At 68.5% G+C, this 23688-nt stretch carries 20 protein-coding genes, 1 tRNA gene and 1 pseudogene; 15 read left to right on the forward strand and 7 right to left on the reverse strand.

What is annotated here, in order from left to right; translation table 11 throughout:
• Positions 1-53: 53 nt before the first annotated feature.
• Complete coding sequence (locus tag ACZ499_RS09155; protein WP_468673420.1) at positions 54-1742, reverse strand: recombinase family protein; 1689 nt, start codon at positions 1740-1742, stop codon at positions 54-56.
• Between the two features lie 2 nt (positions 1743-1744).
• Here ACZ499_RS09155 and ACZ499_RS09160 point away from each other — a divergent pair, with 2 nt between their 5' ends.
• From ACZ499_RS09160 to ACZ499_RS09175, 4 genes are all read left to right on the forward strand, one after another.
• Positions 1745-2086 carry a hypothetical protein gene (locus ACZ499_RS09160; protein ID WP_385826437.1) on the forward strand — a complete coding sequence of 114 codons (342 nt, stop codon included), beginning with the start codon at positions 1745-1747 and terminating at the stop codon, positions 2084-2086.
• A 152-nt stretch (positions 2087-2238) separates the two neighbouring features.
• The gene (locus tag ACZ499_RS09165) at positions 2239-2832 is read left to right on the forward strand and encodes a bifunctional DNA primase/polymerase (protein ID WP_468673421.1); all 594 of its coding nucleotides are present in this window, start codon (positions 2239-2241) and stop codon (positions 2830-2832) included.
• A tRNA-Lys gene (locus tag ACZ499_RS09170) sits at positions 2823-2896 on the forward strand. Before ACZ499_RS09165 ends, ACZ499_RS09170 begins: the two co-directional genes overlap by 10 nt.
• A gap of 878 nt (positions 2897-3774) precedes the next feature.
• Positions 3775-4875, forward strand: coding sequence for a hypothetical protein (locus tag ACZ499_RS09175; protein WP_468673422.1), 1101 nt, complete (start codon positions 3775-3777; stop codon positions 4873-4875).
• Positions 4876-5647: 772 nt separating this feature from the next.
• Here ACZ499_RS09175 and ACZ499_RS09180 read toward each other — a convergent pair.
• Positions 5648-6589, reverse strand: a complete 942-nt coding sequence (locus ACZ499_RS09180) for a phosphotransferase enzyme family protein (protein WP_468673423.1) — start codon at positions 6587-6589, stop codon at positions 5648-5650.
• Positions 6586-7839, reverse strand: coding sequence for a hypothetical protein (locus ACZ499_RS09185; protein ID WP_468673424.1), 1254 nt, complete (start codon positions 7837-7839; stop codon positions 6586-6588). Before ACZ499_RS09185 ends, ACZ499_RS09180 begins: the two co-directional genes overlap by 4 nt.
• 104 nt (positions 7840-7943) lie before the next feature.
• Between ACZ499_RS09185 and ACZ499_RS09190 the strand changes: the two genes are divergently transcribed.
• The 5 genes from ACZ499_RS09190 to ACZ499_RS09210 all read left to right on the forward strand — a co-directional run bounded on the left by ACZ499_RS09190 (position 7944) and on the right by ACZ499_RS09210 (position 11575).
• Complete coding sequence (locus tag ACZ499_RS09190) at positions 7944-8141, forward strand: hypothetical protein (RefSeq protein ID WP_468673425.1); 198 nt, start codon at positions 7944-7946, stop codon at positions 8139-8141.
• Between the two features lie 325 nt (positions 8142-8466).
• A complete protein-coding gene (locus ACZ499_RS09195) occupies positions 8467-9651 on the forward strand; it encodes a methyltransferase domain-containing protein (RefSeq protein WP_468673426.1) in 1185 nt (394 codons plus the stop codon).
• Between the two features lie 318 nt (positions 9652-9969).
• Positions 9970-10710 (forward strand): toll/interleukin-1 receptor domain-containing protein, encoded by a 741-nt coding sequence (locus ACZ499_RS09200; RefSeq protein ID WP_468673427.1) that lies wholly within the window; start codon positions 9970-9972, stop codon positions 10708-10710.
• Entirely contained in the window at positions 10700-11071 is a 372-nt protein-coding gene (locus ACZ499_RS09205) for a hypothetical protein (protein ID WP_468673428.1), read from the forward strand. Before ACZ499_RS09200 ends, ACZ499_RS09205 begins: the two co-directional genes overlap by 11 nt.
• Before the next feature lie 126 nt (positions 11072-11197).
• Entirely contained in the window at positions 11198-11575 is a 378-nt protein-coding gene (locus ACZ499_RS09210; RefSeq protein ID WP_018088611.1) for a nuclear transport factor 2 family protein, read from the forward strand.
• Positions 11576-11728: 153 nt separating this feature from the next.
• Here the strand turns inward: ACZ499_RS09210 and ACZ499_RS09215 are convergent.
• Positions 11729-12058: pseudogene (locus tag ACZ499_RS09215) on the reverse strand (transposase); the annotation flags it as partial.
• 18 nt (positions 12059-12076) lie between these two features.
• Complete coding sequence (locus ACZ499_RS09220; protein WP_468673429.1) at positions 12077-13357, reverse strand: M6 family metalloprotease domain-containing protein; 1281 nt, start codon at positions 13355-13357, stop codon at positions 12077-12079.
• Between the two features lie 317 nt (positions 13358-13674).
• On the opposite strand from ACZ499_RS09220, the gene ACZ499_RS09225 reads away from it, so the two are divergent.
• Positions 13675-15528 carry a putative bifunctional diguanylate cyclase/phosphodiesterase gene (locus ACZ499_RS09225; RefSeq protein WP_468673430.1) on the forward strand — a complete coding sequence of 618 codons (1854 nt, stop codon included), beginning with the start codon at positions 13675-13677 and terminating at the stop codon, positions 15526-15528.
• A gap of 548 nt (positions 15529-16076) precedes the next feature.
• Here ACZ499_RS09225 and ACZ499_RS09230 read toward each other — a convergent pair.
• Together ACZ499_RS09230 and ACZ499_RS09235 are read right to left on the reverse strand one after the other, a co-directional pair.
• The gene (locus ACZ499_RS09230; protein WP_468673431.1) at positions 16077-17831 is read right to left on the reverse strand and encodes a glycosyl hydrolase family 18 protein; all 1755 of its coding nucleotides are present in this window, start codon (positions 17829-17831) and stop codon (positions 16077-16079) included.
• A 231-nt stretch (positions 17832-18062) separates the two neighbouring features.
• Complete coding sequence (locus ACZ499_RS09235) at positions 18063-19130, reverse strand: LLM class flavin-dependent oxidoreductase (RefSeq protein ID WP_468673432.1); 1068 nt, start codon at positions 19128-19130, stop codon at positions 18063-18065.
• A 132-nt stretch (positions 19131-19262) separates the two neighbouring features.
• On the opposite strand from ACZ499_RS09235, the gene ACZ499_RS09240 reads away from it, so the two are divergent.
• From ACZ499_RS09240 to ACZ499_RS09260, 5 genes are read left to right on the forward strand one after another with little or no spacing between them, the layout of a single operon-like run.
• Positions 19263-20648 (forward strand): amidase, encoded by a 1386-nt coding sequence (locus ACZ499_RS09240; RefSeq protein ID WP_468673433.1) that lies wholly within the window; start codon positions 19263-19265, stop codon positions 20646-20648.
• 42 nt (positions 20649-20690) lie between these two features.
• Positions 20691-21545, forward strand: a complete 855-nt coding sequence (gene ehuB, locus ACZ499_RS09245; RefSeq protein WP_468673434.1) for an ectoine/hydroxyectoine ABC transporter substrate-binding protein EhuB — start codon at positions 20691-20693, stop codon at positions 21543-21545.
• A complete protein-coding gene (gene ehuC, locus ACZ499_RS09250) occupies positions 21542-22201 on the forward strand; it encodes an ectoine/hydroxyectoine ABC transporter permease subunit EhuC (protein ID WP_468406881.1) in 660 nt (219 codons plus the stop codon). Before ehuB ends, ehuC begins: the two co-directional genes overlap by 4 nt.
• A gap of 38 nt (positions 22202-22239) precedes the next feature.
• The gene (gene ehuD / locus ACZ499_RS09255; RefSeq protein ID WP_468673577.1) at positions 22240-22857 is read left to right on the forward strand and encodes an ectoine/hydroxyectoine ABC transporter permease subunit EhuD; all 618 of its coding nucleotides are present in this window, start codon (positions 22240-22242) and stop codon (positions 22855-22857) included.
• Complete coding sequence (locus tag ACZ499_RS09260) at positions 22847-23638, forward strand: amino acid ABC transporter ATP-binding protein (protein ID WP_468673435.1); 792 nt, start codon at positions 22847-22849, stop codon at positions 23636-23638. Before ehuD ends, ACZ499_RS09260 begins: the two co-directional genes overlap by 11 nt.
• Positions 23639-23688: the final 50 nt, after the last annotated feature.

The following is a 23688-nucleotide window of genomic DNA, read 5'->3' on the forward strand; positions in this document are numbered from 1 at the left end:
TCTAAGTAGTAGGGAAGTGGGCCCCCTGCCTAAACAGGGGACCCAGACCCAAGTCAAGAGATGCCGACCCTCAACTGGTCAATCTCCACCTCCAGGACTTCCTTGAAGATTTTCAAGGCTTCAAGATTCCAAGCTTCTTCGTCGCTCGGCTCAACAGATCCAGCCAGAGCACCACTCACCCTCTCGGCAACATCATTCGGAGAGATGACGTAGACAGCCATGTCTCGCCCCTTCGCCTTGGGGCGCCCCCAGACGAAGAGCCGAAAGCCAGCTTCACGAAGGAACGGCCCCTGCTCCTTCCAGCCTCTCATTGTGGACCATTTCTCCGCGTAGGTCTGGCCGGTGCTGGTGACCTCCCACCGCCCCGGCACGAAGGGTTCAGCCATCAAATCTTCCAAGTTGGCCGCATGTCGCTCCATGGTGCCGGTCAGGGAAGAAACAACGACAGGGGAAGCGGCCAAGGCGATTGATTGCGACAGATTGTCGATGGCGCGTTCAAGCTCCTCGATCTGCTTCCTGTTGTCCCTACCCGGGACATACTGACGCTCCATGATTTCCTGATTCCCCAACTTGGCAAGGAACGCATACTCCGCCGCGGCGTAGAGCTGATCCTGCGGCCAGGAGACGGAGAATTCACATGCCTTGCCGTTGGACCAGGAGGAACAGCGGAAGTACTTGTGGGGCCGAATCTCTCCCGTGTTCAGCTTTCCGACCGAGCTGTTCTCGTACATCTTCTTTCCGCACGGACAGTGGAGAACGCCCGCCATGGGAGATGCGTTGGACTTGATGCCCGCACGATGCCGGCCGAGTGCGATAACGGCCACCTGCAACTTGGCAAATTCTTCACCGCTCAGGATTGGGCCTGCCCATCGCACAGGAATGCCGTCACGAAGAAGCGGCTCACCTTTGTGCATGGCGATTCCTTGAAGGATCGGCTTCTTCAGGATCTTCCCCAAGGTGGCAGTGGTCCAGCGAGTCCCCTTGATGTCGGTCTTGGCGCCAGCCTTCTTCTCGCCTGCATTCACGCTCCGCTGGTAATCCTGTGACGTTAGGACACCCCGCTTGTTCCAGTCCTCACAGAGGCGACTCATGCTCCACCCCTGGACACCGATCCGCTCGTACGCCTCACGGATCAGGGGCCCCGTTACGGGGTCGATAACCAGCTTGTAGCGCTGCCTGCCCTGGTACTCCGTGAGCACCGGGCGGTAGCCGAAGGGCCAAGTCCCGCCACCCCACAGGGATTCATCACGGTAGTACTGAGTCTGATTACGACGCTTCTGCACGATGGCTTCCCGGTACTCCTGCGCTTGTGTCGCCTTGATGTAAGCGATCATCCGGCCATTGCCAGGAGTGATGTCCAAGGCCGGGTCATCGAGACAGATGACGTCCTTTCCGCCCTGGTAAGACTTGTCGGCGAACATCTCCCAGTGCGTCTGGTTCCGAGTGATGCGGTCCAGGGAGGTGACCATGATCGCGTCCCACTCGTACCAGAGAGGTTCACGCATCCACCTGCCGAGGCCAGGCCGTTCCTCCGGCCGGACCGCACCCGAGACGAACGAGTCCTCGACGTCCCCCACCTCATCGAACCGGCGCCGGCACCGCCCGCCCGCCCCTCGCCCCGCCGGACACGGGGGCGCGGCAGGGGGCGCGCGGGGTGGGGGAGGCCCACTTGCGGGGCGCGGGACAATGGAGGGTGGCCCGGGGCGAACTCCGGGCCGCTGAACTGCGGCAGGAGGAGTCACCGATGGCGGAGCCCGAGCGGAAAGAGCAGCGGCTGAGGCCGGCGCCGTTGCTGTTCGAGCCGGCCGAGGCCGCCGCCGACCCGGAGCACTTCTTCGACCTGGAGTCGATCGAGGATCCCCGGGAGCTGCTGTCGCGCTCGACGGAGCTGGCGCTGGCGTTCCGCGCGGCGGCGGACCGGGCGGTGGAGTTCCAGGCGATGGCGGCGGCCCAGCTGGCCGACCCGCGCCGCTTCGACCGCCTCACGACGGCGGACATCGCGCAGCGGGCGCAGTGGACCGAGGACTACGCCAAGAAGATGGTGGAGTTCGGGCGGGATCTGCTGCGGGGCGCGGAACCGAAGTAGCCGGGAGGCGCAGGGGGGGCCGCCCGTAAGGGCGGTCACCAGACCCCCGGCATATGCCGAAAGCCGCGCAAGATACTCCCCCACGCCCCACCCTGTCCCGGTTTCCGGCAATCCGGCGAGACGGGACGCCGGGGGCCGCGAATCTGGTGCACATGAGCATCTTGCAGCGCGATGAGGCCCTGCTCCCCCGTGACGGCCTCGGGGACGTGACCCCCGAGGGCGCGGCCTGGCTGGCCTCGGCGGCGCCGTATCCGCGCAGCACCCTCGCGCTGTGGGAGGCCCGGCCGGGCGCCCCCGTCGTCCTCCCCTGCGGCTCGGCCTTCGACGTGGTCAGCGTGCCCGCCGTCTTCGGGCGCCGGATGCTCGACCGGCTGTGGGGCGAGGGGGCCGGCTCCGGGCCGGTCGCCCACCACCGGGGCCGGATGCTGCTCTTCGCCACCGCCGGCACCGCCCACCGGCTGCCCGCTCTGCTCGACTGGGAGGAGTGGGCCGAGGTGCCGCCACTGCTGTGCCACGGCACCGGCGACGCGGTCACCGTGCCCGGCCTCGCACACCCCGAGCACCCCGGCGCCGCCCGCTGGCTGGTCGCCCCGGACGCCCGCCACCCCTGGCTCCCGGGCCCCGACGTACTGCTCTGGGCCTGCGTCCGGGCGGCCCGGGACACCGCCCCCGCCGACCGGCGCTTATCGATTTTTCCTCCCGCCGATCAGGATGCTAAGGTCTACGACGTCAGCAGGCGCCGCTAGCTCAGTTGGTTAGAGCAGCTGACTCTTAATCAGCGGGTCCGGGGTTCGAGTCCCTGGCGGCGCACCGTCTGTGACCTGGGCGTTCTCCCTTCGGGGAGGACGCCCTTGGTCGTTTTCGAGGTCAGATGCTAGCGAGGGGCTAACGCCACCGTCGTCCGGCCGCCCGGCCGGTGGTCGCAGGACCAGCGCGGCGGCGGCTTCAGCAGCCTGGTGGGCGATCTCCGGTAGCACCGAGGCGTAGGTGTCGGCCGTGATCTGGATCGTCGAGTGCCTGAGCATGGCGGAGACCACTTTCATTTCGACCCCGGCAGCCAGTGCCAGGGGTGGCCGCCAGGTGCCGCAGATCATGCAGCCGGACTGGCGGCAGGTAGCCAGGGTGCGGGTACGGGCGGAGCGGGTGCTCGGGGAAGAGCTGGTACCAGGTCTGGGGGTCGACGATGCCGTTGGCCTTGAGCCCGCGGGACCCGCTGGAAGCCGGCCATCGCTCGCCGCGCCAGCGGCCCGAAGCACCCATCGACCGGGAGCCCGAGGGTCGCTTGAACGTCCTCGACAGCCCGGCCGGTGTCACCGGTGCGCAGGGTGTTGGCCCGCTTGATCGGCCAAAGGCGTCATGATCGAATGCATCCGCTGACAGGTCACCCGGTTGGAAATTCCACCGAAACGATCAGCAGGAATATCCCGTTTGCCCTCATATTGACTGCGGATGAAACGATTCTGCTTCGGCCAGAGATTCACGTATCTGGCATGAACTGGCGCAACCCATCGATATGCCCGCTTGGCGACGACCGGGGGCGCGCGCACCGAATCGACCTCGATGCACTAGCCTTCGATTGGACTCAAGGCGGCTCGCGTTCTGTGCCTCCGCGAGTGGGGTTCTGCCGAGTGCGCGCCTGGAGACTTCTCCCACGGGGAAGCGCCACTCAAACTCGTTATACGGGCGGTATGAGCGAAGGGTTCAACGGGTCAATGGCGCGTAAGGTTTCGCGCGAGCTCTCCGGGCGCACGATCCGCCGGGATCAGCTGGAACGCCTCGTTGAGGCGGTAGAACGTGAGTTTCCCTCATCTTCAGAGCGCACGTTCTCCATAGCCAACGAGGACGGCGTCTTCACAGACGCGTCCCTCGACACTGTCATGGCAGCAGCAGGCCGACCAACTGTCGTCGATAACTTGACCGTTTCCGACAAGGTCGGGGACAAAGTCTTTGTTTTTGAAGCTAAACCAGGTCGGATCAAGTTCACAGCTGAAGGGGGCGAACAACACTTCCCGGTGGGGTTCTGCGAGGAGGTCCAGGCGATCCTCCGGACCCGCACCATTCGGCTGCGTCGACTCCTGCCGGCCCGCATGCGGCGCCTCACCGACTGGTGTCTGCCGGTCGAAGCGGTCCTGGCGGCCATCGCCATCCTGATCGCGTCGGTCACGGCCGGGTGGCCGACAGTCCTCAGTGTCACCTGCATCTCCGCGCTCGTACTTCTGACAACCTGGGTCGCGAGGCGACGCTTTTCGACCTACATCTTGGTGAAGGACGATGCTCGGGAGCCCTGGAAGCGGACGGAGAAGCTGGCCTTCGTGGGCCTGACCGTCCCGATCATCGTGGCCCTGATCGTGAACGGTCCGAACTGGATCAAGGACGACGGCCCACCAGCGACACCGAAGTCGGGCTCTACCGGGCATGCTTCAAGCCGCTCCGACGACACGGGATCGCGCGCTGCAACCCCCGGCTTGTCGCGTGACAGCGAGCGCTCACCGCTGACGAAGGTCACGGTCGAGCCGGCGGCCGGTCCGGTCGGCGAACCCTTCTCCCTGACCGGTAAGGGCTTCGAGCCGGACGCCGAGGTCTGGGTGTCACTGATGGCGGGCCCGGGGACGACCTTGTCCTGGCATCGGGCTGAGCGTCATCTCGTTCGAGCGAACAGCAAGGGCGAGATCGGGCCGGAGAAGATCACCGTGGGGCGGAGCGTCTGCTGTTCCGGTGGAACGATCCGAGTGGTGCTCGTACCGGAGGGCAAGACGGCGGCGGTCGAGACTACATACAAGCTGAAGTGACTGGGGCGACGGGCTGACGGCTCAGACGAGCCGTCAGTAGCTTGACGCCTCGGGTTACAGGCCGGCGTCGTATCGGAACTACGTGGCGGGTGCCTACCACGCCACTCCTGCGTCTTCTTGGCCTCTCACCCATCCCCGCCGGTCGAAATTCACTACCGGGCCATCTGTGACGATGGGCCCCGAAGTTTCAGTGCTGGCCGTGGCATCCTACGACGTATGACGCTGTCACCAGCAGAGAAGTTCAGGTTTCTCTGGCACGTGCCTCGTAGGCTTCTCCAGCGTCCAGACCAAGGTCCATGACCTTTGGCGTTTGTCTACACACTCAACCAGGAAGCGGACTTCTGAATCGATCTTCGGCATGGGGATGATGTTCACATCAAGTGGTGCACTCTTGGTTTCCCCTGGCTCCGACGCGTCCGAAATCAAAATCAGACACATATTGCCCATCGAGGTAGAACTGCAGCAACTCTGGGTCAAGAACGCGTGCGCGGCAGCTCGACAAACTGTGCGTCGTTTCCATGTTGATTTGGAGAAGATGTCCCCTGGGGCGGTCAATAAGCAATCTCGTCGCGAATCGAGGTTGGAGCTCCTCATGACGCCGAGCCCGGTTAATGCGCAGCGTGTGCCATGCGTACTACAGGCTCGTCCCTGAAACGCATAGGGCGAAAATCGAGACTGCCAGGGCCGCCATCTTCATGGTCTGAGCATCTGTGATCGGTGGTCAGGGTGTCATCATCGACACGCACAAGTGCTGCCCGCCACGTTCCTGGGTTCAGACGATGGGTCCGGGACTGCCCGGCGGGTGAGGCACGGCCGTCCACGTCCACGGTCGGGGGCCGTTGAAGCCGCGCAGACAGGCGACACGGTGGCGGGCTTCGGCGGCGGTGTGCGGGTGGTCGATGGCCGTCTGGATGGCGTAGGTGGTCATGCGGAGTTCGCGGATGCCGCGCATGACGGGGAAGCCGTCGTAGTCGGTGACGTCGTATCCGCCGTATGCGGCTACGAACCGCTCGTACTCGGCTACGGGGATGGTCGCGGTGGTGGTGACTTTCACGGCGGTGGAGGTGAGGTCCCACTCGGGCGGGCCGACGGCGGCGGAGTCGAGGTCAAGGAGGAAGGCCTGCCCGTCGCGGGCCAGGGCGACGTTCCCGGCCCAGGCATCACCGTGGAGAGGGGTGTGGGCGAGGCCGTCGTCCAGGGCGTGCCAGGAGTCGGCGAGGTCATCGGCGTAGGCCAGGAGCCAGGCCATGTTGGGGGCGTCGATCACGCCGGCGTCGCGGACGGCTTCGAGGCGGGCGCGACCCTTGGCCGCCGGATCGTTCAGGGGCGGCAGATGAGCGGGGGCGGTCAGGCGGTGCAGTTGGTGCAGGAGCCGGGCGACATCTTCGTGACGGCCGTGGGTGTGGTCAGGCAACCGCTCCCAGAACGTGGCCGCCCGGTTGCCGGGCAGGTCGACGGCCGCCGGGCGGGCGGGGCGTACAGCTGGGACGTGGTGATCGGCGAGCCACTGGGCGGTGAGGAGTTCGCGGTGGGCGGCAGCCCTGCGGCCCGGCCTGGTGACGCGGACGATTATCTGGCCGGGTATCACCCAGATGGCGTTGTCGGCGATCCTGACCGGCTCGGCGCCGGCCGGGTCGAGCCCGGCGCTGAGGCAGGCGGCGGTGACGAGCGGCCAAGTGGCCTGGGCTGCCGCGTCGTTGATGGTGGCCGTCACATGGTCCCCTTGCTGATGGTGCGGGCGATACGTTCGCTCAGCTCGGTCGCAGCGGCGACCGTGGCGCGCTCGTGCGCGGTGGTGCGGGCGAGTTCTACCAGGCCGGCGTCTGCCCGCCCAGAGCGGACCTGAGCGGCCTCTTCCACCGCCATGGTGCCGATCTGGACAGCCTCGTATGGATCACCGGTGACCATGGTCAGGGTCGCCAGTTTCGTGCGGGAGAACACCCGGGAGCGGACGTAGGAGTCGGCGTGCAATGAGGTCGCAGCGGCGAGGCGTTCGCTGGCGGCCTTCACGTGCTGCGGGTCGCGGGTGGTCATCGCGAGGTCGAACAGGGCGTGTCCGGTGTCGCCCTGGTGCTGGGCGTGGTCGTAGTAGGCCATCCACGGCGGGTCATCTGCGGGGTGCGTGTGGCTGAACGCGTCGTCGGCTTGGCCGACGGCCATCAGCGTGGCCTGGACGTTGCCGGTCTTGGCGTGGGCTCGGGCGCGGGCGATGGAGAGCATGGCCCGTTCGGTGGGGGTGAGGCGGTCGGCGCGGACCGCCCCGACTTCCGCGTGGGTCAGAGCATCGTCGGGCTGGTCCAGCCACACCGCGTGGCGGGCCCGCCAGCTGTAGATCTTCCCGCGCAGGTGCCATTCGCCGACTTCCTCGGCGCAGGCGGCGGCGAACGCGAACGCGCGCCGGGCGTCGTGGTGGGCGAAGGCGTCGAAGCACACGGCCCCGGTGACCATGCCCAGGTGCGCGACGGCGGCGAAGAGTCTGGGGTGCAGGACGGGGATACACGGCACGTCGAGTAATCGGGCGGCCCAAACGAGCTGGGCGGTGCTGGATTGATGGACCAGCCCGGCCCCGCCGTGGAGGTTGTGCAGGGACGTCAGGGTGAGCGCGGCCTGCTGGACTTCCTCGACGTCACCGGTACGGATCTCGCAGGGCAACTCGGCGGGGGCTGACAAGGTGGCCAGGGCGGCGAGCGGTGAGCTCGCTCCGCCGTCCCCAGCGACGGCAGGCGTGTGCCCGTCGGCTGACGGGATGACCTCCGAGTTCAGGCCCAGGACTTCGGCAATGAAGGGCCACCAGTACTCGGGGACCCGCTCGCCCGTCAGCCAGCGGCGAGCGTTGGCGCGGTGTACACGCGCCGGGTCCCCACTCTCGGCGACGCCGACCGCACGGGCAAGATCACTCGGGCCCCAGCCGCGCGCTTCGGCAGCACGACGGATCAAGGCGGTGAGTGCCGCGTTCTTCGCCATGTCGCACCCCCTCTTCCTGGACTCCACGGGACTACGCGGGACTCCATCCTGGCCCCTCCCCACGGACCGTACCCGGTCGTTCACTGAACATCACTCGGCCGATCATGCCCCCAACTCTCATGCAGACGTGCGGTGTTCCCCTGACACCCGTCTTCCGCCTTATCCCGCCCGAGGCCGCCCACAGCCGCGTCCAGCGTGAAGTTCTCGCGCAGGCCCTGGGCAGCCTGCCCCGGCACGGCATCACGCTCGGCCACGACGTGAAGGCGAACACCGACTTCCTTACCGAACTCACCGACCACTAGCCCGGCGGTAGGTGAGCGGGAGCGCCTTTGCCGGTCCGCTCGCCTCCCCGACTTTGCCGAAGGGACCGACCGCCCACCACCACGCGGACGGCCGGGAACCCGTATCCGTTCCCATCAGGCCGGGGCGGGTAGGACAGCAACGCGGGAAGCGATCCTGCGTTGGCTATGACGAAGGAGAGCGCACAGTGAATCTCATCCTGCGCAACGCCAGCGGGAACGGTGGCGACAAGCTTCCGGGCGAGCCGTACCCCGGCCCGCACCAGCCGCCTACCCCTGACGGAGGTCCCGGCGTACCGAACCCGCCCAAGCCGAGCATCATTCCGTGATGGCTGACGTGCACGGGGAGCCCACAGAGTGGGCGGAGTTGGGGCGCATACTCAAAGAGGGCGGCATCCTGTCTTCCGACTGGGCACCCGCATTTGCCGCCGTGCCGCGGTCCGCCTTCCTGCCCGATCTCATGTGGCCCTTCAACATGGACGTGGGCGGCAGTACCGCCGTGGACAAGCAGCGTGATCCCGACGTCTGGCAGCAGTACGCCGAGTCTGACTCGCCGATCGTCACGCAGTGGGACGACGGCAAGCACTCCGGCACAGAGCCTGGAGAGGTCTCGACCAGCTCCGCATCCATGCCCAGCGTCGTGTTCTCCATGCTCCAAGACCTGGACGTCCACGCCGGGAACCGGGTCTTGGAGATCGGCACCGGTACGGGTTGGAACGCCGCTCTGCTTGCCCACCGGCTCGGTTCCGAGAACGTCGTCACCGTTGAGGTAGACGAGGCTGTGGCAGCGACCGCGCGGGCGGCTCTCGACCGCTTCGGTCTACCCGTCCGGGTAGTACACGGCGACGGCTTCAAGGGGCACCGGGAAGAGGCACCGTACGACCGGATCATTGCCACGTGCGGGCTCCGGTCCATTCCCTTCGCCTGGGTGCAGCAGAGCCGGCCCGGTGGGGTCATCGTGGCTCCTTGGGGTACGGACTACAGCAACGGTGACGCCGTCGCCCGGCTGACCGTGGCCGATGACGGCAAGAGCGCGTCGGGGGCCTTCACCGGCCCTGTGGAGTTCATGAAACTGCGGGCGCAGCGACTGCCCGCTGTCGTCCATGCCGAGTACGTCAAGGGCAGCGTCGCCGACGGAGACGAGTCGTCCACGGCGATCACGGAAAGCCAGTTCGTGGGCGGACGGTTCAGGCCGCAGGAGTTCGCACTGGGTCTACGTGTGCACGACTGCGTGCACGTCGTGGCTGCCAAGGACGACGGAGCACGGCCCGTGTGGTTCTACGGGCTCACTGATCGTTCATGGGCGTGCGTGCAGTTCCGCGACGGCGACCACGCGCGTGTCTGGCAATCCGGCTCACGCCGCCTCTGGGATGAAGTGGAGTCGGCCTACAGGTGGTGGGGCGAGCAAGGCCGACCAGGATTCGATCGTTTCGGGCTCGTCGTGGACGGCGGCGGCGAACGAGTCTGGCTCGACTCCCGTGACAACCTGCTGCCGGTCGTCCAAGCACCGTAGACAGCCCAGCGACGACAACTCCCAACTGACCTGAGCGCATCCGGACAGCAGACGTCGGAGCCTGAGCCTTACAGCTCGATCGAGATATCGACCGGAGCTTCCCGCAAGTGATGTGCGGGCTGGCATGGGCCGCTACAACACTCATGGGCATGACACAGAGAGATCTCTGATCTCTACGGTTCAGATAGAACCCCATAGATCATCATGTCAGTTCCGTGCAAATGTGCACAACTTTGCGCTAGCGCCTGACGATCAGATCCCCTCAGCGCTACGCTCCCTCCACCCAGTTGTGGGGTGTTATCGGCTAGGGGGATGCAGATGGCCGAGACGGAAGTGATAGATGGGAACAACGACCAGCCGTCGATCTATCTGAGTTACCTTAGCGAGGCGGAGCAACTCGTTGCGCCCATCAGGCACCGACTCATGGAATCCGGCTTCAAGGTATTCCCCACTTCACCTCCTCCCGGCACCGCCTGGAGCCGTTGGATGCGAGGGCAGGTACGCAACGCCGACATAGTAGTCGTTCTACTGACCAGCGATTACTTCTCTGGCGACGGCGTTCTCGTGGAGTTGACAGAGGCTCTAGATTCAGGCAACAGGATTGTTCCAGTTCTCCTCGAACCAGGCGCAGAGATTCCAGCCGTGTTGCGTGTATACAAATCTGTCAAGCTAGCTGAGCGGACGGATCGAGGTGACTACTTAGCTCCGCTGACGGCGGCTCTGACCATAGATGAGCCTCCTGTCGACCGGGTCAGTGAGATCGGTGAGGTCGAGGCCCAAGAACGACTACTTCGACGCGAAACAGAGGAGCAAGTTCGAGACATCGGACAGATGCAGCGCGATGATCACGACGCCATGGTTGACGCATCGAAGGCGTCCGCAGCGGTTGCGAGCGCGACGGTAGTCGGAATTACTATCGCCGGTCCTATAGGTGGGGTTCTGGGAGCGGCGATTGGGTACGGAATTGGCCGATATTTGGCCGCAAGGAAGCCTCGTCGCACCAAGGATGACACCCCTGCTGACTCTCCTGCATCCTCCGGAGTCACGCATGTCGAATGACTCCAAGAGCGACAGCCTCGGCACAGAGAATGCGATTCGCCTCGCTCAAGCCGAAGAGCGGCTTCGCCAGGAACATCTCATGGCTAATGAGAATATTGCACGGGCGCGCGCCTTTAGGCGATTGCAGGTTTCGGCTGGCTGGACTGGGATCTTGATGCTTCCAGCAATGGCTCTATTCTGCGCGCTCGTTCTGATGAACTACGAGACCGTCCCAGCTGAGATGACGGCTGCCGCCTCGGGCGCCCTATTCGTTGACGTGTTGGGAGTCGTTGTGGCGGCTTACAGATCGTGGGCAGTCAAGAAGGCACCAGAAGAGCCATTGAAGCCCGTGACTGAGCCTCCGATGTTCGAGAGTCGCTGAGGCCAGTCGTATACGCGGTATGGAGTGGCGGTCCTCTAGCTGTGCTGTGGCCGGGATGGTTCACCGTGGTCGGGAGACGGCTCACGGGACGAGCGCGGTCCGCAAGGCAACTGGTATTACTGGTGCATGCAGGAAGAGACCGCGCGGTCCGCGATCGACACGTTCATCTCCGCGTTCAACGCCTCGGACGACAGCTATGTGACTGCGCTGCTCTCCCAGGCCCTAACCTCGGACGTGGTCTTCTGGGGACCGTTGGGCCGCAGTGAGGGGATCGAGGCGGTCGAGCGGTTCGTGCTGGACATCCGGCGCCACCCCGCGGGGACCGGCACGATGGTGCGCTGTTCGGCGGTGGACATGCCGGGCGAGTGGGCCCGGTACCAGTGGGTCTTCACGACGCCGGATGGAGGCCCCCGCCTGGCGGGAACGGACGTCGTCCATCTGCGGCGGAGCCTCATCGACCAGGTCATCGTCTTCGCGGGGGAGATCGAGCCGTCCGCCTCCTGAGTCATTCTCCTCTGGCGCCGTCCTTCTCCTGAACCGGCCCCGTTCGGGGCTCCGGGTCTGCCCAGCCGAGATCATCTTCACAACGCTTCGGTCGTCCGCGCTTGGCCACGAGCGGACCGATGATGCGCTGTGGCTGTGTAAGTTCGCGGTTGGTCAGGCTGCGGTGTTGAGGGGGCGTCCGCCCCAACGGATGCCCTTCTCGCTTCGGATGCGGGCGCGTTCCTTGCGTTCGGCGGCCAGGACGTCGCGGTGGCGGGCGTTGGCGTTGCGCCAGCGTAGATAGGCGTGCAGGGCTCGTGTCTGCACGGTGTGGTTGGGGTGGTTGGAGTTGGCGATGGTGAACTGCCTCAGCGGTCCGAAGTGGGCCTCGATGGGGTTGGCCCAAGAGGCGTAGGTCGGGGTGAAGCACAGCTCGACCTTGTGCTTTGTAGCCCAGCGGCGGATGTCGGTGCCTTTGTGGGCGGACAGGTTGTCCAGGATCACCTTCCACAAACACCACGCCTACGGCGTGACCCGCACCGTCCACCCTCCCGACCGCGTCCGCCCCGTCGCCTCGATGCGGATGCCCTCCCCCGGCACGGTGAACGTCTCGCCGACGTTCAGCGGCGCGTCCGCCAGCGCCGGGTAGACCGAGCGCTCCCAGCAGGCTCCCGTGTCCGGGTGGGTGTCGAGGACCTCGACGGGTCCGGTCCCCGACGCCGTCTCGCTGCGGACCCGGTAGATCAGCAGCCCCGCCGCACAGGTCGTACGGTCGTTGCCCGCCGAGTCCCGGGCCTCGATCGCGACCGCGCTGCCCCCCGAGGTCCGTACGACCGCGAGCCGGACCCCGCCCGGGCCCACCCGCGCGGGCGACTCCGAGAGCGGGGCCAGGGTCAGCCGCGAGGACCCGCGCGTCGCCACGCACGCCACCTGGCGCCGGTCCAGCCAGCCCAGCTTCCACTTCTGCCAGCCGAACAGGTCCGGCGCCATCCCGAACTGGCTGCCCATCACGTCCCAGTCGCCGACGTACGTGTCCCAGTCGCCCTTGCCGTCCATCGGGCGGTGGTAGAGGTCCGGCAGGTCGAAGACGTGCCCGGTCTCGTGAGCCAGTACGTTGCGGTCCGGCGGGTGCCGCTCGAAGACCGTGACGACCCGTTTGAGGTCCGTCCCGTCGACCCGCAACGGCTGGTCGAAGTTGACGACCTTCGTGGCGTCCGAGTCGACGCCCGGCGCGTCCGGGTCCGCGACCAGGTAGACGATGTCGTACGCGGAGAAGTCGACGCTCGGGTCGGCGGCCGCGACGGCGTCGCGCAGATACTCGGTGCGCCGGTCGGCGTCCCAGTCGCGCTTTATGCGGTAGGCGGTGGACGGCTTCGGCATCTTCACCCAGTTCGGCTGCGGATGGGCCTTGAGCCGGAACTTCCCGTACGAGGCACGGGTGAAGAAGTCGCTGGTGGCGGGGAAATAGTCGGTGGCGAGGTCCTTGGGGGCGGCCACCGGCGACGAGTCCGGGAAGGAGAGGAAGACCATCACCGCGTTGAGCGTGCGCACCGGGCGCGGATAGGCGGTGTTCCAGGTGTCCACTCCGAGCGAGTGGTGTGCGGCGGTACGGGGCAGGGCGCAGGGGATCACGGATTTGGCGGCCACGGCGGGGCCCGCCACAAGGGTGGTGGCGGCGACCGCCGTCAGGGAGGTGAGCGCGGCGGCGGCACTGCGCAGCCGGGCACGCTCCACTCCCCCGGGTGTCAGCTGACGCTCCACGTCGACCTCCGGGTACGGAATGCGGGACACCTCACCCACCATGTGGTGGTTTGTGTGATTACGCCCTGTTCCGCTGCCCCAGGTGGGTGAGGGGCCCGACACGTGCCCGACACCCCGACGCCTTACAGAAAGTCACAATTGGTCACACGCGGATCGCCCCTGGCCAGGCGTGTGCAGAAACGATCGGCCTTGACTCCCCGGTGCGCATGATCACGGTCGGGGAGCTGGATCGCCCGTTGCGCCTGCCTCTATGATCGGCACACTTTCCTGCGTGGATTCAGCCCCGGCGGCTGTCCTCCACCCGGCCGACGGCCCCGACCACATCTCTGTACGACTCGAATGCACAGCGGGAGCGAGCGGTGAGCGGAACCCCCGAAGGACCGGGAGCAGCCCCCGGGACCATGCGGCCGCCGGTCACAGAGCGTAATCTGGAGGGGCCCGCACGGCCCGTCGGCCCACCGCCCGAACGTCACGCGGTCGGGCGCATCGCAGCCGAACCGCGCGACTACCTCGCGGCGTTCGAGGCGGCCCATCTGGCGATGGCCGTCGTCGACCGGGACGGCACGGTGACCGCCGCCAACACCGCACTGGCCGAGCTGCTCGGCTCCGAGCCCGCCGCCCTGTGCGGCCAGGCCGCCGCCGACCTCGTCGACCTCGCCGCCGACGCCCGTACCTGGCACATCTACCAGGAGGTGCTGAGCGGCAGCCGCTCCCGCTTCCGCTGCACCCGGCGCCTCAAGCACCCCGACGGGCACTCCCTCTGGGCCGAGGTCACCGTCTCGCCGGTGCGCGACAGCACCGGCGCGCTGCTCTCGATCACCGACATCAGCGACCGCCGCGAGCTCCAGGCGCGGCTGCGCCACCTCCAGATGCACGACCCGGTGACCCGGCTGCCCAACCGCACGCTGTTCTTCGAGCGGCTCGCGGGCGCCATGGAGGCCTCCACGTACGGGCGCGGCGGCACCGGCCGGATCGGGATCTGCTACCTCGACCTCGACGGCTTCAAGGCCGTCAACGACACCCTCGGCCACCGCATCGGCGACCGGCTCCTGTCGGCGGTCGCGGCCCGCCTCACCCACTGCGCCGACCAGTGCGGCTACGCCCGCAGCGGCGGGCACCTGGTGGCGCGCCTGGGCGGCGACGAGTTCGCGGTCCTGGTCGAGGACTCGACGGGGACCGAGCAGCTGGCGGACCTGGCGAAGTCCGTACTGGCCGTGCTCCAGCAGCCGTTCGACCTGGCCGGGCAGCGGCTGTCGGTCTCGGCGTCGATCGGCGTGGTGGAGCGCGCGGTCGCGGGGACGACGGCGACGGGCCTGATGCAGGACGCCGACACGACCCTGTACTGGGCCAAGGCCGACGGGAAGGCCCGCTGGACGCTCTTCGACCCGGAGCGCAACGCGCACCGGATGACCCGTCAGGCACTCTCCTCGACACTGCGGCCGGCCGTGGAGCGGGGCGAGTTCGCGCTGGAGTACCAGCCGCTCGTGGGCATGGCGGACGGGGTCGTGGAGGGCGTCGAGGCGCTTGTCCGATGGAACCATCCGCAGTTCGGCACACTAGCGCCGAATCGGTTCATCGGAATTGCGGAGGAGGACGGGTCGATCGTCCAGCTCGGCGGCTGGGTCCTGCGGACGGCCTGCCGGCAGGCACGCCGCTGGCAGATCGAGCACCCCGGGGTGCCACCGATCTTCGTGAGCGTGAACGTGGCCGTGCGCCAGGTCTGGGACTCCGACCTGGTCGCGGACGTCGCGGAGATCCTGGCCGAGACGGGCCTGGCGCCGCATCTGCTCCAGCTGGAGCTGACCGAGTCGGCCGTCATGGGCTCGGCGGGCCGCCCGCTCCAGGCGCTCCAGGCACTCTCCGACATGGGCGTACGCATCGCCATCGACGACTTCGGCACGGGCTACTCCAACCTGGCGTACCTGTCCCGCCTCCCGGTCTCCGTCCTGAAGCTCGACGGCTCATTCGTCCGAGGCTTCCAGTACGACGAGGGCGGCACGCACCCCAACCCCGCCGACGAGACGATCGTCGAGGCGATGGTCCAACTCGCGCACCGGCTCGGCCTGAAGGTGACGGCCGAGTGCGTCGAGACGTCCCACCAGGCGGGGCGGTTGCGGCGGATCGGGTGCGATACGGGGCAGGGGTGGCTGTATTCGCGGGCGGTGCATCCGGAGTTGATCGCGGCAATGCTGGGGGAACGGTGCCGGGCGTGACGGGGCCGCGACCCTTCCTGACCCGGGGTAGGGCTGCGGGTGAGTGGGGGCTGATCACGCAGTTCCCCGCGACCCCAAGGGGATGGGGAGCTGGGGCGTCATAGGGCTCCGCCGGGGGGCTGAGCCTCAGTCGGGTGCGGGTCGGCTTGGGCTGGTCGCGCCGTTCCCCGCGCCCCTTGAGGCAAAACGGGATCCGGGCACATTCAGCCCCCTCCGGCGTTTGAGGAGCGGGGGCAGGGAGCGGAGTTCCCGCCCTTTAGGGGGCGCGGGGAACTGCGCGGCCAGCCACCGACGACTCGCAGACGAACGGGGACCGGGGGCGAAGCCCAGGTAACCCGCCCCCCCCGTGCCGGGGTCCGGGGCGAAGCTCCGAAGCAGGGTGCAGGGGTCGCAGGCCCCGCGACGGGGGTCCGGGGCATAGCCCCCGGGAGACCACCTCAACCCACCCCCACCCCCGGAGGGTCAAGGGAACGGGCGGGGTGGGGGAAAGGAAAACCGCCCCACCCCCGGCACGGGGTGAGGCGGCCTCCCCCCGAAGGGGGCTCAATTCAGCACGCGCCGAGGTCCTGCCACACACCCCACTCCCCCGTGGTGCCCGGCTCCTCGCCCTGCGTCCACCACTTGGCCTTCCAGTTGTGGCCCTTGTAGGAGACCTGCGTACCGCCCGTGTACGTGCCCCCCTTGTCCCAAGCCGCAGCCGTGCACCCGGAAGTGGGCGGAGTGGTGGGCGGAGTGGTCGGCGGCGTGGTGGGCGGAGTGGTCGGCGGCGTCGTCGGGTCCGGCGTCGAGGACGGGGACGAGCCGACCGCCGTGGCGATCTGGTTCAGGAGCGTCGTCTTGTCGTCGAGACCGAGCAGCGAGTACATCATCGCGCCCGCAAGGCCCCGGCTGTGCGCGTAATCCGCCCGCGCCTGGATCGACTTCTGGTTCAGGCCGGTGAAGAACTCGCCGTCCTTGTAGAAGTAGGACGCCTTCGCCTGGTCGTCCCAGAACGTCGTCGCCGCGTTGTCGACGATCCCGCCGAGCTCCTTGTAGTGGGCGATGCCCGGCTGCTGGCTCAGCGGCCGCGCGCCGGACGGGCCGGTCGCGGTCTGGGCGAGGCCGCCCGCCGCGCCCGCCGGGACGCCCTTCCAGCCGCGGTAGTAGAACTCGTACCCGAGCGTCAGCTTGGACGCTGGGAACCCGCCCGCGATCCCGTACGCCGCGTTCCCGTCCAGCCAGGAGTCGACCGCGCCCGCGATCGAGTACTTCTGGGTCCCCGGCTTGATGACGTCGGTGGGGTCGTTCGCGCCGGAGTACAGCGGCGACTGGTGGTACGTCGGCCCGTCGCCGTCCCAGGCGCCGTGCATGTCGTACGTCATGATGTTGGCGTAGTCGAGGTACTGCCCGACCTTGTCGGTCTCGATGTTCTTGATCTTGTCCTGGCCGGCCGGCATCGCCGCCGTCAGCAGGTACTTCCTGCCGCCGTGCGCCGCCCCGTACGCGTCGAGCTGCTTGCGGAACTCGGCGAGCAGCAGCGTGTAGTTCTGCTTGTCCTCGGCGGCGTAGTGGTTGCCGAGGTGGCCGTCGGGCGAGCCGGGGTACTCCCAGTCGATGTCGATGCCGTCGAAGATCCCGGCGGCGGAGCCGGCGCCGCCGTAGCCGCCGTCGACCGGCAGGTCGCCCTGGATGTACTGCTTGACGCAGGACGCCACGAACTTCTTGCGGCTCGCGTCGGTCTTGGCCGCGTCCGAGAAGTACTTGGAGTAGCTCCAGCCGCCGATCGAGATGTTGATCTTCAACTTGGGGTACTTGGCCTTGAGTTCCTTGAACTGGTTGAAGACACCGACGATGGGCTGGTCCCACTTGTCGGCGGTGCCGTCCACGCTGTCGGCGGCGCTGAAGGACTTCTGGTAGTCGGCGTACGAGTCCCCCGCGCCGTCACCGGCACTGGCGTTGCTGTCGTCGCCCGCCGCCTTGTTGGCCTCGAAACAGGTGAGGTCGGTGGGGTGGATGTTGCCGAACGAGTAGTTGATGACGTCCAGCTTGCCCGCGATGCCCCGGGTGTCGAGGTGCTTGGGGTAGAAGGCGTTCCCGTACACGCTCCACTGGTCGTAGTACGCGATCTTCACGCCTCCCGTGGAGGCGGCGACGGTCCGGGCGTCCGCGGCGGAGGCGGTGCCGGCCGGGCCGAGGCCCGCGAAGGCGGCCAGCGCGCCGGCGGCGAGCGTCGCGGTCGTGAGGGCTGCGGCTAGAGGTCTGCGGACGGGCACGGTCGGCCTCCGGGGGCTGAGCGGAACGGCGGTTGGAGCAGTGATAGCCATCGCGCCGGGCGCGCGTCAATGGTCTGAACCAAATTGAGGACTAGACCAATTTGAGCGCGAAACCGCTTGTCAGGGAGGTGGACCGGACGCACGAACCGCCCGCCACCATCGGTGACGAGCGGCTTAAGGGTGCCTTATGAATCATGGGCGGGCCGGTGGACGGGTGGACCACCACTCCCGCGAAATCCAGGATTTACCGGCCGGTGATCACCGCGCGGACGCCCCCGGTGGTCACGCCGTGGGCGCCCCGTAGACGTCCGCGATCAGCTCGTAGGAGCGCAGCCGGGCCTCGGGCCCGTGCGCGTTCGCGGTCAGCATCAGCTCGTCCGCGCCGGTCCGCTTCTGCAGCGCGTCGAGCCCGTCACGTACCTCTTCGGCGGTCCCGGAGACCACATTGGCGAGCCAGCTGTCGACGAACTCCCGCTCCAGCGGGCTGAAGGAGTACGCCGCCGCCTCCTCCGGGGTCGGCACGAGACCCGGGCGGCCGGTGCGCAGCCGCACCATCGACAGGGCGTTGGTGAGCGTCTGGCGGCGTGCCTCCTTCTCGTCGTCGGCGGCCAGCGCCGAGACGCCGATCAGCGCGTACGGCGCGTCCAGCACCGCCGAGGGCCGGAACGACTCGCGGTAGAGGTCGAGCGCGGGCACGGTGTTCGCGGCCGAGAAGTGGTGCGCGAACGCGAACGGCAGGCCCAGGACCCCGGCGAGCCGGGCGCTGAAGCCGGAGGAGCCGAGCAGCCAGATCGGCGGCCGTGCGGCCGGGCCCTGCACGGGGCCGGGGACGGCGTGGATCTTCGCGTACGGGTGACCGTCGGGGAAGTCGTCGTCCAGGAACCGCGTCAACTCGGCGAGCTGCTGCGGGAACTCGTCCGCACCTTCGTTGAGGTGGTCCATACGCCGCAGGGCCGCCGCCGTCGCGCCGTCGGTGCCGGGCGCGCGCCCCAGCCCCAGGTCGATCCGACCGGGCGCCAGCGCCTCCAGGGTGCCGAACTGCTCCGCGATCACCAGCGGCGCGTGGTTGGGCAGCATGACGCCGCCCGAGCCGAGCCGGATGCGCTCGGTGTGGGCGGCGAGGTGGGCGAGGATGACGGCGGGGGACGACGAGGCGACGCCGGGCATGGAGTGGTGTTCGGCGACCCAGTGACGGGTGAAGCCGCGCCGCTCGGCGAGCTTGGAGATCTCCACGCTGGCGCGCAGGGCCCTGTTCGCGGTGTAGCCGCTGCCGACCGTCACCAGGTCCAGCACGGACAGGGGCACGGGCGCGCTGCCGAACGCCGTCCCTCGAATGTCGTCCACGTCCACCGGTCTGCGCCTCCAGTTCGGGCCGTACGGATACGACGGACCACAACAGGAGGCAGTCTCCGTTTTATTCCCGGCGCGCCCGCCGACCGCCCCGGACGCTGTCGATCAGCAAACGCGGGTACGAACCCGGTCATGACCGATCCGACGACAGGCCTCACCTCACTCGCCGACCTGACTGCCCGTCAACTTCTGGCCGGATACGGCAAAGGCGACTTCTCCCCGGTCGAGGCGGTCCGGGCCGTCCTCGACCGGATCGCAGCCGTGCAGCCCCGGATCAACGCGTTCGTCCGGGTCGACGCCGAGGCGGCGCTCGCCCGGGCCGAGGCGTCCACCGCCCGGTGGCGGGCCGGGGAGCCGCTGGGGCTGCTCGACGGGGTGCCGGTGTCCGTCAAGGACGCGCTGCCGGTGGCCGGCGGCCCGACCCTGCGCGGCTCCACTGCCCCGGCCGGCCCGGGTCCCTGGGCCGTGGACGCGCCCGCCGTGGCGCGGCTGCGCGAGCACGGGGCGGTGTTCGTGGGGAAGACCACGATGCCCGAGTTCGGGTGGAAGGCGGTCACCGACTCGGCGCTCTCGGGAATCACCCGCAATCCGCACGACCCCGCGCGCACGGCGGGCGGCTCCAGCGGCGGCAGCGCGGCGGCGGTGGCGGCCGGGGCGGCGCCGCTCTCGCTCGGCACCGACGGCGGCGGCTCGGTGCGCATCCCCGCCTCGTTCTGCGGGGTGGTCGGGCTGAAGCCCACGTACGGGCGGGTGCCGCTGTTCCCGCCCAGCCCCTTCGGTTCGCTCGCGCACCTCGGGCCGCTGGCGCGGGACACGGCCGACACGGCGCTGCTGCTCGACGTGATCAGCGGGGCCGACTGGCGCGACTGGTCGGCGAACGCGCGCGCCGAGCCGGTCTCGCCGGGCCTGGCCGAGGGCGTGAAGGGCCTGCGGGTCGCCTACTCGCCGTCCTTCGGCGGCCAGGTGGCCGTGCGCCCCGAGGTCGCGGCGGCGGTACGGGCGGCGGTGACCCGGCTCGCCGGGCTCGGCGCGTACGTCGAGGAGGCGGACCCGGACTTCGCGGACCCGGTGGCCGCCTTCCACACCCTGTGGTTCACGGGCGCGGCGCGGGCGGTGAGCCGTCTCCCGTCGGAGCGGCGGGCGGCCCTGGAGCCCGGGTTGCGGGAGATCGCGGAGCAGGGCGCGCGGTACGGGGCGCTCGACTATCTGGCCGCGCTCGACGTCCGGGCGGCCCTCGGCTACCGCATGGCCCGCTTCCACAGCACCTACGACCTGCTGGTCACGCCGACGCTGCCGATCACCGCGTTCGAGGTGGGCGCGGAGGTCCCCGCGGGGTCGGGCCTGCGCCGCTGGACGGGCTGGACCCCGTTCACGTACCCGTTCAACATGACCTGCCAGCCGGCGCTCACGGTCCCGGTGGGCACGGACTCGGCGGGCCTGCCCATCGGCCTCCAGCTGGTGGCCGCCCGCCACCGCGACGACCTGGTGCTGAGGGCGGCGTTCGCACTGGAGAGCTGATCGGGAGGCATGGCGGCGTCGAACGCGGGTAGCGGCGCCGCCATGGTTCGAGCAACTGCACGACGAACGTTTCTCGCCGGAGGCGTCGGCGCGGCCCTCGCCGCCGCCGGCTGCTCCCGGGTGCCCGACGGCGACGCGCTCGGGCGCCTCAGATCGCAGGGCACGGTACGGCTGGGGATCGCCGGAGAGGTCCCGTACGGCTATGTCGACGAGGACGGCCGGTTCACCGGCGAGGCGCCGGAACTCGCCAAAGTGATCTTCAGGCGGCTGGGCATCGACCGTGTCCAGCCCGTCGCCACCGACTTCTCCTCCCTCATCCCCGGCCTCAACTCCCAGCAGTTCGACGTCGTCTCGGCCGGGATGTACATCAACAAGGAGCGCTGCGCGCAGGTCCTCTTCGCCGACCCCGAGTACCAGATGCTCGACGCGTTCATCGTGCGCAAGGGCAACCCCAAGGGGCTGCACTCGTACGAGGACGTCGTGCGCACCGGCGCCCGCTTCGCCACCGGGACCGGCTACGCGGAGATCGAGTACGCCGTGGCCGCCGGGCTCCCGGAGAAGGACATCGTCATCCTCCAGGACCAGGTCGCCGGGCTGAACGCGGTGGAGTCCGGCCGCGTCGACGTGTTCGCCGGGACCGCGCTCACCACCCGCGCCGTGGTGCGCAAGAGCAGCCGTGCCGAGGCCACCGCGCCCTTCGCCGCCGTCGTCGACGGCAAGAAGAAGGTCGACGGCGGCGGCTTCGCCTTCCGGCCCACCGACACGACCCTGCGCGACGCGTTCAACGCCGAGCTCCTCAAGATGCGCTCCAGCGGCGAACTCTTCCGGGTCCTGCGGCCGTTCGGCTTCACCCGGGCCGAGATGACCACCCTCACCGCCAAGGAGCTGTGCCGATGACGGCCGGACTGTGGCAGCACTGGGTGCTGCCGGGAATCTGGATCACCGTCCAGCTGACCGTGTACAGCGCGGCACTGGCCGCCGCCGTCGCCTTCGGGATCGGCATGGCCCGTACACACCGCTCCCGCTTCGTACGGTTCCTGGCCGGTTTCTACACCGAGGTCTTCCGGGGCACCTCCGCCCTGGTCCTGATGTTCTGGCTGTTCTTCGTGCTGCCGCCGCTGGTCGGCTGGCAGCTGGTGCCGATGTGGGCGGCCGTCCTGGCGCTCGGCCTCTCCTACGGCGCGTACGGCGCGGAGATCGTCCGGGGCGCGCTGAACGCCGTCTCGCCCGCCCAGCGCGAGGCGGGCATCGCGCTCAGCCTCACGCCGTGGCAGCGGATGCGGCTCGTACTGCTGCCGCAGGCGGTGCCGGAGATGATCCCGCCGTTCTGCAACCTGCTGGTCGAGCTGCTCAAGGGAACCGCCCTGGTCTCGCTGCTCGGGGTCGGCGACGTGTCGTTCGCCGCGTACCTGGTCCGGCTCGCCACCCAGGACAGCGCCCAGATCTACAGCGTGACCCTCGTCGTCTACTTCGTCCTCGCCTTCGGGATCACCCGGGGCATGAAGGCGCTGGAGCGCCGCACCAAGGCCAATCTGGGGGTGACGGTCAAGTGACGCACTCCACCTGGGACTGGTCCGCCGTCTGGGACTTCATGCCGCGCTTCTGGGACGGGGTGCTCGTCACCCTGCAGGTCCTGGCGCTCGGCTCGCTCATCTCGTTCTCGCTGGGTCTGGTGTGGGCGCTCGGCCTGCGCGCGCCGTCCCGGCTCGTGCGCTGGCCGGTGACCGCCGTCACCGAGTTCATCCGCACCACCCCGCTGCTCGTGCAGCTGTTCTTCCTGTTCTTCGTGCTGCCCGAGTGGGGCGTGAAGTTCTCCGCCCTGACCACCGGCGTCCTCGCCATCGGGCTGCACTACTCGACGTACACCGCGCAGGTCTACCGCGCCGGCATCGACGCCGTGCCCAAGGGGCAGTGGGAGGCTGCCACCGCGCTCAGCCTGCCCGTGCACCGGACCTGGCTGGCGGTGATCCTGCCGCAGGCGGTCCGCCGGATCGTGCCCGCGCTCGGCAACTACGTCATCTCGATGCTCAAGGACACCCCGCTGCTGGCCGGGATCAGCGTCCTGGAACTCCTCCAGCAGTCGCGCCTTCAGGGCGCGTCGACCTTCCAGTACACCGAGCCGCTGACCGTGGTCGGCATCGCCTTCATCCTCATCGCCTATCCGGCTTCCCTTCTCGTACGAGCCCTGGAGCGCCACCTTGCCCGCTGACCTCTCCCCCACGCCCACGCCCTCCTCCTCCCCCTCCGACTCCGACAGCCCCCTCATCACCTTCGACAACGTCACCAAGCGCTTCGGCTCCACCACCGTCCTGGACGACCTGTGCTTCTCGGTGCGGCCGGGCCGGCACGTCACGCTGATCGGTCCTTCCGGCTCCGGCAAGACCACGATCCTGCGGCTGCTCATGACGCTGGAGACGCCCGACTCCGGGACGATCCAGGTCAATGGGGACCGGCTGTTTCCGGCCGCCGAGAGAGAGCGCCGGGAGGCCCGGAAGAAGATCGGGATGGTCTTCCAGCAGTTCAACCTCTTCCCCAACATGACCGTGCTGCGGAACATCACCGAGGCGCCGGTCCGGGTGCTCGGCCTCTCGCCCGACGAGGCCGGGGCGCGGGCGAAGGAGCTGCTCGACCTGGTGGGGCTCGCCGACCGCGCCGACGCCAGGCCCACGCAGCTCTCCGGCGGCCAGCAGCAGCGGGTGGCGATCGCGCGGGCCCTCGCCATGCGGCCCCAAGTGCTGCTTCTCGACGAGGTGACGTCCGCGCTCGACCCGGAGCTGGTGGCCGGGGTCCTCGACGTACTGCGGGACATCGCGACGACCACGGACATCACCATGCTGTGCGTCACGCACGAGATGAACTTCGCGCGCGACATCTCCGACGAGGTCATGATGTTCGATTCCGGGAAGGTCATCGAGTCGGGTCCGCCGGAGAAAATCTTCGCGGGGGCCGAGCACGAACGCACGCGCGAGTTCCTGGGCGCGGTGCTCTGACCTCACGTTCCGGTCAGAGACCATGCCTCTGGCATATGCCATGCGGGTGC

The organism is Streptomyces sp. NPDC031265 (assembly GCF_055570295.1).